The organism is Paracoccus sp. PAR01, from assembly GCF_014851995.1.
Taxonomy (GTDB): domain Bacteria; phylum Pseudomonadota; class Alphaproteobacteria; order Rhodobacterales; family Rhodobacteraceae; genus Paracoccus; species Paracoccus litorisediminis.
Map to the genome: position 1 here is coordinate 60,789 of NZ_JACVAW010000012.1, position 14,662 is coordinate 75,450.

Genomic DNA, 14,662 nt, shown 5'->3' on the forward strand with positions numbered 1-14,662 from the left:
CGCCTGTCGGGCCGATCCTCTCCCGCGCCTGCTGATCAGGCGCGGGCCTGACCCCTAGAACGGCGGACAAGCCATGCTGAGCTATATCTTCAAGCGCGTCCTCTCGGTCGTTCCGGTGCTGTTTCTGGTCTCGGTCTTCGTCTTCCTGATGCTGCGCCTGACCCCCGGAGACCCGGCGGCGATCCTTGCCGGCGACAACGCCACGCCCGAAACGCTGCAACGCATCCGCGACGCCATGGGCCTGAACGAGCCCCTGCTGACCCAATATATCAAATGGATCGCGGGCATCCTGCGCGGCGATTTCGGCACCTCGCTGATTTCCGGCGTCGAGGTGCTGGATCTGGTCGCCAAACGCGTCGGCCCGTCGATCTCGCTGGCGGTGCTGACCATCATCATTGCCGTTCTGGTCGCCATTCCGATGGGGGTGATCGCCGCGTGGAAGCATCGCAGCTGGGTCGATTATCTGGTGATGTCCTTTTCAGTCCTTGGCTTTTCGGTGCCGGTGTTTCTGGTCGGCTACGTCCTGCTGCTGGTCTTCTCGGTCAAGCTGGGCTGGCTGCCGCCGCAGGGCTTCAAGCCGCTTTCCGCAGGCATTGCCCCCTTCCTTGAACGCGCCATCCTGCCCGCGCTGACGCTGGCCTCGATCTATATCGCGCTGATCGCCCGGATGACCCGCGCCGCCATGCTGGACGTGCTGAACGAGGATTACATCCGCACCGCCCGCGCCAAGGGCGTCGGCGAGCGCCGCATCCTGTTCGTCCATGCGCTGAAGAATGCCGCCGTTCCCATCGCCACGATCGTCGGCGCCGGCTTTGCGCTGCTGATTTCGGGCGTGGTGGTGACCGAGACCATCTTCAACATCCCCGGCATCGGGCGGCTGACCGTCGATGCGGTTCTGGCGCGCGACTATCCCGTCATTCAGGCGCTGATCCTGCTGACCGCCTCGGTCTATGTGGCGATCAACCTGCTGATCGACCTGTCCTATTCGCTTTTCGACCCGAGGATCCGCTATTGACGAACATCGACCGTTCCGCCGCGGATAAGCCTTTGGCGCTGCGCCTGCTATCCATGGTTTCCCCCGCCCAGACCGGGCTTGCCCCCTTCATCGCCGCGATCATGCTGCTGGCGGTGATCGGGCTTACGATCTTTTCACCCCAGATCGCCACCCATGATCCTTTGGCGATGGACCCGCTGATGCGGCTGAAGCCCCCGTCCGAGGCGCATCTGCTGGGCACCGACGGCTATGGCCGCGACCTGTTTTCCCGCATGATCCTTGGCGGCCGCATCTCGTTGCTGATCGGGATCTGCGCGGCGGTGGTGGCGCTGGGGCTGGGCGTGCTGATCGGGCTGGTTGCCGGTTACTTCCGCTTGGCCGACGCGATCATCATGCGCGCCATGGATGCGCTGATGGCCATGCCCTCGATCCTGATAGCCATCGGCCTTGTGGCGCTGAACGGCCCCTCGATCGGTTCGGTGATCATGGCGATCACCATCCCGGAAGTGCCCCGCGTCGTGCGGCTGGTGCGATCAGTCGTGCTGACCGCGCGCGAGGAACCCTATGTCGAGGCCGCGATGGCGCTTGGCTCGTCGACCCCCAAGATCCTGTTCCAGCACCTGCTGCCGAACACCATGGCGCCGATGATCGTGCAGGGGACCTATATCATCGCCTCGGCGATCCTGACCGAGGCGCTGCTGTCCTTCCTTGGCGCGGGCATCAGCACCGAGATCCCGACCTGGGGCAATATTATGGCCGAGGGGCGGCAATATTTCCGCATCAATCCCGGCATCATCCTGTGGCCGGGGCTGCTTCTGACCATCTGCGTGCTGTCGATCAACCTGATCGGCGATGCCGCCCGCGATGCCCTTGATCCCCGCATGAAGAAACGGCAGGCCTGACATGGAACTTCGCGCAAGGGACTTGTCCCACGAACCCGTGATCGTCCAGATCGAGGATCTGGTGGTCGAAACCGCCGGAAAAACCCGGTTTCCGGTGCTGAAAGGCGTCAGCCTGAACATCCGCCGCGGGGAAACCGTCTGTCTGGTCGGGGAAAGCGGCTCGGGCAAATCCGTCACCTCGCTGGCGACGATGGGGCTGCTGCCCAAGGACGCGCTGGTGGTGCGGTCGGGCACGATCCGGTTGAAGGGCGAAAACCTGCTGGCACTGTCACCTTCCGCGATGAAGGACCGCCGCGCCCGCGATCTGGCGATGATCTTTCAGGAACCGATGACCGCGCTGAACCCGGTGATGAAGGTCGGCGCCCAGATCACCGAGGTGCTGGACCTGCACAGCCGCATGGGTACCGCCGAAAAGCGCGCCCGGGTCATCGACATCATGGAGCAGGTCCATCTGCCCGATGTCCAGCGCATCTATGACAGCTATCCGCACCAACTGTCGGGCGGCCAGCGCCAGCGCATCATGATCGCCATGGCGCTGATCCTGGAACCGGCGCTGCTGATCGCGGATGAGCCCACCACCGCGCTGGACGTGACCACGCAAAAACAGATCCTGTCCCTGATCGCCGAACTTCAGGAGAAGCACGGCACGGCGGTGCTGTTCATCACCCATGACATGGGCGTGGTCGCCGAAATTGCCGACCGCGTCTGCGTCATGCGCCATGGCGAGATCCTTGAATCCGGCCCGATCCGCGAGGTTCTGGAACAGCCCAAGCATGTCTATACGCGGGCGCTGCTGGGCTCGGTCCCCAGCCTTGTGCCGCGTGAAGCCCGCGACGATGCAAGCGGGGCCAGCGTGATTGCCGCCCGCAATCTGGGCAAGACCTATCACACCGGGTCGTTCCTTGGGAAAAAGTCGCAGGTCCGCGCCTCGTTCGGGGTGAATTTCGACCTGTCGCCGGGGCAGACGCTGGGCATCGTCGGCGAAAGCGGCTCGGGCAAGACCACGGTCGCACGCTCGATCATGCGGCTGATCGAGCCGACCGAGGGCCAGATTTTGCTGGATGGCGACGACATCGCCCATCTGTCCCCCAGCGCGATGAAACCCAAACGCAAGAAGCTGCAGGTGGTGTTTCAGGACCCGTTCCGCTCGCTCAACCCGCGCTGGACCATTGCGCGCTCGATGACCGAAGGCCCGCTGAACTACGGCATGTCCCGCGCCGATGCCCTGGCCGAGGCCAAGCGCCTGCTGAAGATCGTGTCCCTGCCCGAAGACGCGCTGGGTCGCTATCCGCATCAGTTTTCCGGTGGTCAGCGCCAGCGCATCGCCATTGCCCGCGCGGTGATGCTGAAGCCCGACGTGCTGGTCGCGGATGAGGCGGTCTCGGCGCTGGATGTCTCGGTTCAGGCGCAGGTGCTAGACCTGCTGGCCGAGCTTCAGCGCCAGACCGGCATCGCCATCATCTTCATCACCCATGACCTGCGCGTCGCCGCCCAGATCTGCGACGAGGTGCTGGTGATGAAACGCGGCGAGGTGGTCGAACAAGGCCCGGCCTCGCGCGTGCTGCACCAGCCGCAGCATGATTATACCCGTGCGCTGATCGATGCAGCGCCCGGACGTTTCTGGGATTTCGCGGCTGGCAAGCCGCTCGTGGCGTAAGGAGAGAATATGCCTGTCATCAAGTTCATCGAGGACAATGCCGATCAGATGCGTGCGGTCTTCGAGGATCTCCACGCAAACCCGCAGCTGGGCTTCGAGGAAACCCATGCCTCGGGTGTGGTTGAACGTCACCTGCGCGACTGGGGCTTCGACGAAGTTCATACCGGCATCGCCGCCACCGGCGTGGTCGGCATCCTGCGCGGCAAGGGCAAGGGCAACCGCCGCATCGGGCTGCGCGCCGATATGGACGCCCTGCCCATCCAGGAGGTGACCGGCCTTGGCTATGCGTCGAAGAATGCCGACCGCATGCATGCCTGCGGCCATGACGGCCACACCACCATGCTGCTGGGCGCGGCGCAATATCTGGCGCAGACCCGCGATTTCGACGGCACCGCCGTCTTCATCTTCCAGCCCGCCGAGGAAGGTCTGGGCGGCGCGCGCCGCATGATCGCGGAAGGCCTGTTCGAGCGTTTCCCCGTCGATGAGATCTACGGCATGCACAACCAGCCCTTCGGCACTTTGGGTCAGGCCCGCATCCGCAAGGGCGCGATGATGGCCGGGGCCTCGTTCTTCGACATCAAGGTCAATGGTCGCGGCAGCCATGCCGCGCAGCCCAACCAATCGCGCGACGCGCTGGTGATCGGCACGCAACTGGTCGGGCTGCTGCAAACGGTGGTCTCGCGCAATGTCGATCCGGTGAAGGCCTGCGTGCTGTCCTGCACCCAGTTCCACACCGGCTCGGCCTATAATGTCGTGCCCCAGACCGCGACCATTGCCGGGACCGTGCGCTATTTCGACCCCGAGGTGATGGATCTGGTCGCTACCCGCATGCGCGAGCTTTGCGCGGGCCTTGCCACCGCCCATGGCATCACCATCGACATCGACATCCGCAATGTCTTTGACGTTCTGGTCAACGAACCCGAGCTGTCCGACGCCTATCTGGAAGCCGCCGCCGACGTGCTGGGCGAAACCAATGTCTCCGATGACGGCCCGCAGGTCATGGGCAGCGAGGATTTCGCCGACATGTCCGCCCGCATTCCCGGTGCCTATATCAACGTCATGCATGGCGGTCAGGCGGCGCTGCACAATCCCGCCTTCGTCCTTGACCCGGCGGTGCTGCCCATCGGCGCCTCGGTCTATGCCCGCATCATCGAGCGCCGCATGCCCCTGACCCGAAAGGCCGCCTGAATGTCCTTCCTTGCCCTCGACTTCGACAATGAGGACATGATCCGCCGCCTGCGCCCGTGGATCGAGACCGAAAGCCCCACCTTCGATGCCGCCGCTCTTGCGCGCATGGTCGATGTCGTGGCCTTCGACTGCGCAGCGGCCGGGGCGACCATTGAGGTCATCCCCGGTCGCATGGGCTGCGGCCCATCCTTGCGGGTGAAATTCCCCCATCCCGATTTCGGCAAGCCCGGCATCCTCGTCTCGGGCCATCTGGATACCGTGCATCCGATCGGCACGCTTGCGCAGAACCCATGGCGGCGCGAGGAAGGCAAGATCTATGGCCCCGGCATTCAGGACATGAAGGCCGGCAATTTCGTGGCGCTGGAAGCCATGCGCCGGATCATGCGCGCCGGTCTGGTGACCCCCCTGCCCGTCACCCTGCTGCTGACCCCGGATGAGGAAATCGGCACCCCCGCCACCCGCGGGCTGATCGAGCAGGAAGCGCTGCTGAACCGCTATGTCGTGGTTCCCGAACCGGCGCTGAAGGACCAGTCCTGCGTCATCGGCCGCTACGCCATCGCCCGCTACAACCTTGAAACGCGCGGCGTGCCCTCACATGCCGGTTGGGCGCTGAAGGATGGGCGTTCGGCCATCGCCACCATGGCCCGCAAGATCCCCCTGATCGAGGGCATGACTAGCGATGACTGCACCTTCTCGGTCGGGGTCATCCGGGGTGGGACATGGGTCAACTGCGTCTCCTCCTCGTGCTTCGCCGAGGCCCTTTCCATGGCCAAGACCGATGAGGATCTGGAACGCGGCGTCGCCGCCATGCTGGGTCTGTCGGGCTCGGAAAACGATGTCGAATTCATCGTCACCCGAGGCGTCACCCGCCCGGTCTGGAAACCCGGCCAACCGCAGGACATCGCCCTTTACGACCGCGCCAAGGGCATCGCCGCGCAACTGGGCTTCACCTTGGGCCATCAGCCCTCGGGCGGCGGCTCGGACGGCAATTTCACCGGCGCGCTGGGGATACCGACCATCGACTCGACCGGCGTCCTTGGCGCGGGCCTGCATACCCTGACCGAGCACATCATCGAAGCCAGCCTGCTGGAACGCGCAAGGTTCCATGCCGGGCTGTTCCTTGACCTGAACTGACCCCCCTCGCGCCGCGCCCCCGCCTTGGGCGCGGCGCCCCCAAAGGCCCCCCAAAGGCCCCCAAGGACATCCCATGACCGACCAGATCCACCGTCTTGACGGGCTGACCGACGCTGTGTCGATCCGCATCGACCCATGGGGCATTGCCCATATCCGCGCCGAGAACCGCGACGACCTGTTCTTTGCCCAAGGCTGGAACGCCGCCCGCGACCGGCTGTGGCAGATTGATCTGGCCCGCAAGCGCGGGTTGGGCCTGCTGGCGGGCGATTTCGGACCGGGCTATCTGGCGCAGGACCGCGCCGCGCGCCTGCTGCTGTATCGCGGCGACATGGCGGCGGAATGGGCGGCCTATGCCCCCGATGCCGAGGCGATCTGCACCGCCTTCGCCAAGGGCATCAACTGCTATGTCGAAGGCGTCCACGCCGGAAACCTGCCTTTGCCCCCGGAATTCACCCTGCTCGGCAACCGCCCCGCATTGTGGCAGCCATCGGATGTTGTCCGCATCCGCAGCCATTCCCTGACCCGCAACGCCACCTCGGAACTGCTGCGCGCTCGCGTCATGGCGCTGATGGGTCCGCAAACCGGCGCGCGTCTGGACCTGCTGCGCCGCAATCTGGAACCCTTCACCATCCCCGAGATCCCCGAGGGTCTGGACCTGCACAGCCTTGATGCCCGCGTGCTGCGCGACTTCCTGCTGGGCGTCAGCCCGGTCAGCTTCTCGCCCGAGCGTTTGGCCGCGCCACTTTCTGACGCCGATCTGTGGACCCGCCCCACCTCCTTGGGCGAGATTGACCGCATCGCCGCCACCGAGGGCTCGAACAACTGGGTGGTCTCGGGCGCGCGCACGGCATCGGGCCGCCCGATCCTGTGCCTTGATCCGCACCGAACCCATGTCCTGCCCTCGGTGCGCTACATCACCCACCTGACCATGCCCGGCTTCGACGTGATCGGCGCGGGTGAGCCGATGGTCCCCGGCATCTCGATGGGCCATAACGGCCATGCCGCCTTCGGCCTGACCATCCACGGCCACGATCAGGAAGACCTTTACACCTACGACCTGCACCCGGACGACCCCGATCTGTATCGCCACCACGACGGCTGGCAGCGCCTGACCACCCTGACCGAGACCGTGCCGGTCAAGGGCCATCCCGACCAGCGGATCACCCTGCAATTCACCCGCCACGGCCCCCTGCTGCACCGCAGCGCCAGCCATGCCTTTGCGCTGCGCACCGTCTGGAGCCTGCCCGGAACCGCGCCCTATATGGCCAGCCTCTCGGTCATGCGCGCCACCACGCCGCCGGATTATCTTGCAGCCCTGCGCGGTTGGGGCTGCCCCTCGGTCAACCATATCTACGGCGACGCGGCGGGCAATACCCTGTGGAAACCCGCCGGTTCCGCCCCGATCCGCAAGGACTGGCAGGGCCTGCTGCCGGTGCCCGGCGATGGGCGTTTCGAATGGCAGGGGCTGCACGATCCCGACAGTGCCCCGGTCGAGCTGAACCCCGCGCGCGGCTACATCGCCACCGCCAATGCCATCAACCTGCCGCCAGACTGGGACGGCCCCCTGCCCGGCCATGAATGGCTGGACAGCAGCCGCCACGATTTCCTGAACGCGGCGCTGGCGGGCAATGACCAAGTGACGTTGCAGGATTGCGCGGCCATGCAGCTTAGCCTGCATTCCGGCATCGCGCTTGGACTGGTGCGACTGATACAAGGGCCGGACATTCCCGCGCCTGTCCGCGCGCTTCTGGACGGTTTCGACGGCACGCTTCCCGCCGACAGCCCCGCCGCGGCCTTCATCGAAATCTGGCTCTCGCGCCATCTTGGTCCGGCCATCGCCCGTCACGAAGGCGCGTCCGAGGCCGTCCTGCAACTGTTGCAACCCTATGATCCGGCGTCGCTTCTGCGCTGGATGCAGGCTCGGGTGGACCTGCCCCCGGACATCATCGCCAGCCTTGAGGCGGCATGGACGGACTGTGCCCAGCTGATGGGCGCGGACCCGCAAGCTTGGGCATGGGGTCGCATCCACCGCCTGACCCTGCGCCATCCGCTGCACCGGCTGGCACCTGCGGAATGGTCGCTGCCGCCGATCCCGCGCGGCGGATCGTCGGCCAGCCCGAATTATGCGGGCTACGACCTGCAAACCCTTGATGTGCTGATGGGACCGTCGGTCAGGATGCTGATTGATGTCGGCGGCTGGGACAACAGCCTGTTCGTCAATACACCAGGCCAGTCCGGCCTGCCGGGTGACCCGCATTACCACGACCTGCAGCCGCTTTGGGCGGGGGGCGAATATGCACCGCTGCTTTACTCCGACGCCCGGATCGAGGCCGCCACCCGGCAGCGTATCACATTGACGGCGGGATAAGCTCGGCCATCGCGCCCTCATGATGGTCATGGGCACAATGCTCGTGATTGCCCAGAACCTCGATCACCCGGCAATCGGCAATGGTCCCGCATGAGCATTGCTGCAGCATCCGCTGCAACTCGTCGCGCAGCGCGATCAGGCGCGAGATGCGGGCATTTACCGCCCGAAGTTGGCGGTTGGCGATCTGGTCGGCTGCCGCGCAGGACCGGTTCGGATCGTCCGACAGGCCCAGCAATTCCCGGATCGCCTCCAGCGGGAAGCCAAGGTCGCGGGCATGGCGGATGAAGTTCAGCCGGTCCTGCGCCGCCTTGCCGTAAAGCCGCTGGTTGCCGGTGCTGCGCTCGGGTTCGGGCAGCAGCGCGATCTGTTCGTAATAGCGGATGGTCGGGACCTTGACCCCGGTCGCCTCGCTCAGCTTGCCGATGGTCAGCATCGCGGAAACCTCTTGCAGCTATAGTCGCTAGAGGAATTAGGGTCCCGAATCAATGAAGGCAAGATCTGCCACAAGGACTTCGAGGAATGGCGATGAGTAAGCAAGCAAGCATTCGGCGCGAATGGACGGTGACGGGGATGGACTGCGCCTCCTGCACCACCAAGGTCACGCAGGCGGTCGGGACGTTGCCCGGCGTGTCCGAGGTCAGGGTCGCGCTGATGACCGAACGGCTGTCGCTGGATCTGGCGCCGGGAACGACCCAGCCCGACGCGATCGAGGCATTGGTGCGCAAGCTGGGCTACGGCATCGCACCGCGCCAGGACGCGCAGCCTGCCGCTTCCGCCGGTCACGACACCTGCTGTTCGGGGCACGCGCATGACTCCGCCGAGCCCGTCCATAGCCACGACGACCCTGCCGATCAGGGCAAACCGTGGCATCGCACCGCCAAGGGCCGTCTGGTCATCCTGACCGGCGCGCTGCTGGCGCTGGCATGGGGGTTCGAGCTGCTGACCTCGGCCAGTCTTGGCTACTGGGCCTTTGTCGCCGCTTGCCTGATCGGTGTGGCCCCGGTGGCCCGGCGGGCCTTTGCCGCGCTGCGCCTTGGCCAGCCCTTCACCATCGAGGGGCTGATGACCATCGCCGCATTCGGCGCGCTGTTCATCGGCGCAGCCGAAGAAGCCGCGCTGGTCGTGTTCCTGTTCGCCGTCGGCGAGGCGCTGGAGGGCGTTGCCGCCAACAAGGCCCGCGACGGCATCCGGGCGCTGGCCGATCTGGTCCCGAAAACCGCGCAGCTTGAGGTGGACGGCCAGACCCGAGAGGTTCCCGCCGACCGCCTGCGCATCGGTCAGACCGTGCTGGTCCGGCCCGGCGACCGCATCCCTGCCGATGGCGAGATCGTCGAGGGGATCTCGGGAATCGACGAAAGCCCGGTCACTGGCGAAAGCCTGCCCCGCTCCAAGGGGCCAAGCGAGGCGGTCTTTGCCGGGTCGATCAATACCGAGGCCGCCTTGCGCATCCGCGTGACCAAGGAGGCATCCGACAACACCATCAGCCGCATCATCCGGCTGGTCGAGGATGCTGAAGAAGCCCGCGCGCCCACCGAACGCTTCATCGACCGGTTCAGCCGCTGGTACATGCCCGCGATTGTCGGCATGGCGGCGCTGGTGATCCTGATCCCACCCCTGCTGATGGGGGCGGATTGGCAGACATGGATCTATCGCGGCCTTGCGCTGCTGCTGATCGGCTGCCCCTGCGCGCTGGTGATTTCGGTCCCCGCATCAATCGCCTCGGCGCTGTCCTCGGGGGCGAAACGCGGCTTGCTGATGAAGGGCGGCGCGGTGATCGAGGCCGCGGCCAAGGTCACGCAAGTCGCCTTTGACAAGACCGGCACGCTGACCCATGGCCGCCCGGTCGTCACCGACCTGATCCCCGCACCGGGCGTTTCGGAAACCGAGCTGCTGGCCGTGGCAGCCGGGGTCGAGACCGGGTCCAGCCACCCACTGGCGCTGGCCGTACTGGGCCGGGCCAAGGACGCGGGCATTGCCCCGCTGCCGGCGCGTCAGGCCAAGGCGATCCCCGGCAAGGGGGTCGAAGCCATGGTGGGCGGCGCCATGGCTTGGGTTATGTCCCCGTCCCATGCCTTGGCAATGCAGGGCATCGCCTCGGACGTCACCGACCGCGCAACCGCGCTTGAGGAACAGGGAAAGACCGTGGTCGCCGTCTTCCGCGCAGGGCAACCGCTGGGCCTGATCGCCATGCGCGATGAGCCACGGCCAGATGCCTCGGACGCGATGCGGCAACTGAACGCCATGGGCGTCGGCGCGACCATGCTGACCGGCGATAACCCCCGCACCGCCGCCGCCATCGCGGGCGGCCTTGGCATGGAGTTCCGCGCCGGGATGCTGCCCGAGGACAAGCTGACCACCATCCGCCAGATGAGCGGCACGGGCGGCGTGATGATGATCGGCGACGGCATCAACGACGCCCCCGCGCTGAAGCAGGCCAGCATCGGCGTGGCCATGGGCTCGGGGACGGATGTGGCGCTGGAAACGGCAGATGCCGCGATCCTGCGCGACCGGGTTGGCGATGTCCCGGCGCTGATCCGGCTGGCGCGCGCCACCATGGGCAATATCCGCCAGAACATCGCGCTGGCGCTGGGGTTGAAGGCGATGTTCCTTGTGACCTCGGTTCTGGGGATCACGGGCCTGTGGATCGCGATCCTGGCCGATACCGGGGCAACGGTGCTGGTGACGCTGAACGCGCTGCGGATGCTGGGCTACGATCCGTCGAAACAGGGCTGAACGGCATTCCCTGTCGCCTGCCGATATGGAACAGTCCGGGTTCCGCCACCCGCAAACAGGTCCGCCGATGCCCGATGCCCTGCTGACGAACCGCGACGCCCGCCGGTTGTTTCTGGATCGGCACCTGCTGCTTCGACCCGGTTCAGGGCCGGGCAAGGGGCAGGATCTGGCGGATGTGCTATCAGAGCTTGGCTTCGTTCAGGTCGACAGCGTCAATACGCTGGCCCGCGCCCATGACCTGATCCTGTGGTCGCGGCGCGGGCGCTATCGCCCGCAGGCGCTGGACCGGCTGATCGCCCGCGACCGCAGCGCATTCGAACATTGGACCCATGACGCCGCCGTGATCCCAATGGGCTTCTATCCGATGTGGAGGCTGAAATTCCAGCGGGACGAAGCCCATATGCAGAGCCGCTGGCTGAATTGGCGCGGCGAAGGCTGGAACACCGAATTCGACAATGTGCTGCGCCATATTCAGGATAACGGCCCGGCCAGCACCAGCGATCTGGGCGGGGATGAGCCGCGTCGCTCGGGTGGCTGGTGGGATTGGCATCCCTCCAAGACCGCGCTGGAATTCCTATGGCGCTCGGGGCGGCTGGCGATCCGCCACCGCGAGGGCTTCCGTAAGGTCTATGACCTGACCGAGCGCGTGATCCCGACCGAACACCTGACCGCCCATCTGCCCGATGCCGAGATTGTCGATTGGGCCATGACCTCGGCCCTGCAGCGGCTGGGCTTTGCGACCAGCGGCGAGCTGGCGGCGTTTTTCGGCATCGCCACCCGTGATGAGGCAAAACTGTGGTGCCTTCAGGCGCTGGCCGCTGGCCGGATCAGCGAAATTGCGGTCGAAATGGCCGATGGTACGCCGCGCCGCAGCTATGCGACCCCCGATCTGATGGACAGCGCGGCCACCCTGCCCGAGCCTTCGTCCCGCATCCGTCTGCTGTCGCCCTTTGATCCGGCGCTGCGCGACCGCGCGCGGGCCGAGCGCTTGTTCGGCTTTCACTACCGGATCGAGATCTTCGTCCCGGCACCCAAGCGGCGCTACGGCTATTACGTCTTTCCGGTCCTGCAGGGCGATCGTCTGATCGGGCGCGTCGATGCCAAGCGCGAGGATGACGCGCTGGTCATCCGCGCCTTCTGGCCCGAGCCGGGCATCCGCATGGGCCGCGCCCGCCTTGCCGGTCTGGCGGCCGAATTCGAACGCCTTGCGCCCTTCGTGAATGTCTCGGAACTGCGCTACCTGCCGGATTGGCTGCGCATGTCGCAGCAGGCTTGACAGAAGGCGCGGCAGGGGAAAGATTCCGCCCCATGGGGACCCGCGACCTCCCCACGAGGCGACAGCCGAAGTTCGCGTTCCAACCCTGTTCCTGATGAACCAAAGGAGGGAACGCAGATGCCTGCGCCTGATGCGATTACCTGCGACAAGCTGGCCAAGCTGATCGGCACACCCAAGGCTCCGATCATTCTGGATGTGCGGCGAGAGGCGTTGCGATCACAGGACCCCCGCCTGATCACCACCGCCCGCCCCCTGCCCGAGGATGCCCTGACCCCCGCGGCGCTTGCCCGGCTGGCGGTCGAACTGCCCGGGCAACCCGTCGTCGTCGCCTGTGCCGAAGGGCATGGCCGCAGTCAGGGCGTGGCCGCATGGCTGCGCCATGAGGGGCTGCGGGCCGAATATCTTGAGGGCGGACAGGCCGCGTGGCTGGCTGGCGGACATCCGGTCTTTGACGCGTCCAAGCTGACCCGTAAGGACGCCCAGGACCGCAGCCTGTGGGTCACCCGCTCACGTCCCAAGATCGACCGCATCGCCTGCCCATGGCTGATCCGCCGTTTCATCGATCCACGCGCCGTGTTTCTGTATGTCGCGCCCAGCGAGGTCGCCAGCGTGGCCGAGGCGATGGGGGCCGCGCCCTATGACATCGAGGGCGTCTTCTGGAGCCATCGCGGCGATCAATGCAGCTTTGACACGATGATCCGCGAATTCGGGCTGAACCTGCCTGCGCTGGACCGGCTGGCCACCATCGTACGCGGCGCGGATACGGCGCGGCCCGATCTGGCCCCCGAATGCGCCGGGCTGCTGGCCGCCTCATTGGGGCTGTCGCGGACCTATTCCGACGATCTGGAACAGCTTGAGGCCGGAATGAGCCTGTATGACGCCTTCTACCGCTGGTCCCGCGATGCCACCGCCGAGGTCCATGACTGGCAAAGCCACGGAAAGGCCGGGGCATGACCCAGCGAACCGATTTCCCGACACTGGCCGAGGCGACCAAGGTCTGGGCGCGCATCGCCGCCTTGTCCTTTGGCGGCCCTGCCGGACAGATCGCGGTCATGCACCGGATTCTGGTCGAAGAGCGCAAATGGCTGGGCGACAGCCGCTTTCTGCATGCGCTGAATTTCTGCATGCTGCTGCCCGGCCCCGAGGCGCAGCAACTGGCCACCTATATCGGCTGGCTGATGCATGGCGTCCGCGGCGCGCTGGTGGCGGGTGGGCTGTTCATCCTGCCCGGCATTCTGGCGATCATGGGGCTGAGCTGGATCTATGCCGCCTTTGGCGATGTGGGTTTTGTCTCGGCGCTGTTCTTTGGGCTGAAGGCGGCGGTGCTGGCCATCGTGCTGCAGGCGGTGGTCCGGCTCGGCCGGCGCGCGTTGAAGAACAACGCGATGCGCGCCATCGCGGCCGGGTCGTTCGTGGCGATCTTTGCCTTTGCCATGCCCTTCCCGCTGATCGTGGCGCTGGCGGCGGCGATCGGGTGGCTGGGTGCCAAGGCCGGGCTGGCCGCGTTCCAAGACACGGGCGGCCATGGCAAGCTGGGCGCGGCCCATGTCGACGACGCCCAGACCCTGCTGGGCCGCGAGCTTGGCCCGCTGTCCGGGGCGGCGCGCGCGGCGGCCCTGCGCGCCGGGGCCTTTGCGCTGATCCTGTGGCTATTGCCGGTCGGGGCGCTGGTCCTGCTTGCGCCCGGTCATGTCTTTACCGACATCGCCACCTATTTCTCGAAACTCGCCGTGTTGACCTTTGGCGGGGCCTATGCGGTGCTGGCATGGGTCGCGCAGGAAGCCGTCGGCACCTATGGCTGGCTGCAACCGGGCGAGATGCTGGACGGGCTGGGCATGGCCGAGACCACCCCCGGCCCATTGATCATGGTCCTGCAATTCGTGGGCTTCATGGGCGCATATCGCGAGGCAGGCTGGGCCATGCCGATGCTGGCGGGAACGGTCGGCGGATTGCTGGCAACATGGGTGACATTCGCCCCCTGCTTTGCATGGATTTTCCTTGGCGCCCCCTTCATGGAGGGGTTGCGCGCCAACAAGGCGCTGTCGGCGGCGCTGTCGGCGGTGACGGCGGCGGTGGTGGGGGTGATCCTGAACCTTGCCATCTGGTTTGCCATCCATGTCATCTGGCGCGAAGTCGCGCGGCACCAGCTGGGACCGCTGTCGCTGGAACTGCCGGTGCTGGGGTCGATCGACTGGCTGGCCGCAGGCCTGTCGGCGCTGGCGCTGCTGGCGGTGTTCCGGCTGAATATCGGCATGGTCAAGGTGCTGCTCAGCGCGGCGCTGTCCGGCATGGCGCTGCATCTGGCGGGCTGGGCCTGATCGCCAGCGCTGACGGACGCGACAGCGTTCTTCTGCCAAGCCCCATCGGGTCAGTAGGTTCCTTTCCCTACTGACCGGTTCTTTGGAATGGA

General features: G+C 66.2%; 11 protein-coding genes. 10 read left to right on the forward strand and 1 reads right to left on the reverse strand.

The features are described from left to right. Positions 1-73 precede the first annotated feature (73 nt). From IB235_RS16995 to IB235_RS17020, 6 genes are all read left to right on the forward strand, one after another. Positions 74-1,015, forward strand: coding sequence for an ABC transporter permease (locus IB235_RS16995; RefSeq protein WP_192337695.1), 942 nt, complete (start codon positions 74-76; stop codon positions 1,013-1,015). Then, entirely contained in the window at positions 1,012-1,896 is an 885-nt protein-coding gene (locus tag IB235_RS17000; RefSeq protein WP_225612417.1) for an ABC transporter permease, read from the forward strand. Before IB235_RS16995 ends, IB235_RS17000 begins: the two co-directional genes overlap by 4 nt. Before the next feature lies 1 nt (position 1,897). After that, positions 1,898-3,553, forward strand: coding sequence for an ABC transporter ATP-binding protein (locus tag IB235_RS17005; RefSeq protein ID WP_192337696.1), 1,656 nt, complete (start codon positions 1,898-1,900; stop codon positions 3,551-3,553). A gap of 9 nt (positions 3,554-3,562) precedes the next feature. Further along, positions 3,563-4,741 carry a M20 aminoacylase family protein gene (locus tag IB235_RS17010; RefSeq protein ID WP_192337697.1) on the forward strand — a complete coding sequence of 393 codons (1,179 nt, stop codon included), beginning with the start codon at positions 3,563-3,565 and terminating at the stop codon, positions 4,739-4,741. Continuing rightward, entirely contained in the window at positions 4,742-5,875 is a 1,134-nt protein-coding gene (locus IB235_RS17015) for a M20/M25/M40 family metallo-hydrolase (RefSeq protein WP_192337698.1), read from the forward strand. A 73-nt stretch (positions 5,876-5,948) separates the two neighbouring features. Beyond that, on the forward strand, positions 5,949-8,243 hold the full coding sequence (locus IB235_RS17020; protein WP_192337699.1) for a penicillin acylase family protein: 2,295 nt from the start codon (positions 5,949-5,951) through the stop codon (positions 8,241-8,243). Here IB235_RS17020 and IB235_RS17025 read toward each other — a convergent pair. Next, positions 8,224-8,676, reverse strand: a complete 453-nt coding sequence (locus IB235_RS17025) for a helix-turn-helix domain-containing protein (RefSeq protein ID WP_155040749.1) — start codon at positions 8,674-8,676, stop codon at positions 8,224-8,226. The genes IB235_RS17020 and IB235_RS17025 overlap by 20 nt on opposite strands. Before the next feature lie 92 nt (positions 8,677-8,768). Between IB235_RS17025 and IB235_RS17030 the strand changes: the two genes are divergently transcribed. From IB235_RS17030 to chrA, 4 genes are all read left to right on the forward strand, one after another. Next, a complete protein-coding gene (locus tag IB235_RS17030; RefSeq protein WP_192337700.1) occupies positions 8,769-10,976 on the forward strand; it encodes a heavy metal translocating P-type ATPase in 2,208 nt (735 codons plus the stop codon). A gap of 67 nt (positions 10,977-11,043) precedes the next feature. Beyond that, positions 11,044-12,252, forward strand: coding sequence for a winged helix-turn-helix domain-containing protein (locus IB235_RS17035; RefSeq protein ID WP_192337701.1), 1,209 nt, complete (start codon positions 11,044-11,046; stop codon positions 12,250-12,252). Positions 12,253-12,369: 117 nt separating this feature from the next. Next, complete coding sequence (locus tag IB235_RS17040; protein ID WP_192337702.1) at positions 12,370-13,206, forward strand: sulfurtransferase/chromate resistance protein; 837 nt, start codon at positions 12,370-12,372, stop codon at positions 13,204-13,206. Further along, positions 13,203-14,570 (forward strand): chromate efflux transporter, encoded by a 1,368-nt coding sequence (gene chrA, locus IB235_RS17045; RefSeq protein ID WP_192337703.1) that lies wholly within the window; start codon positions 13,203-13,205, stop codon positions 14,568-14,570. Before IB235_RS17040 ends, chrA begins: the two co-directional genes overlap by 4 nt. Positions 14,571-14,662: the final 92 nt, after the last annotated feature.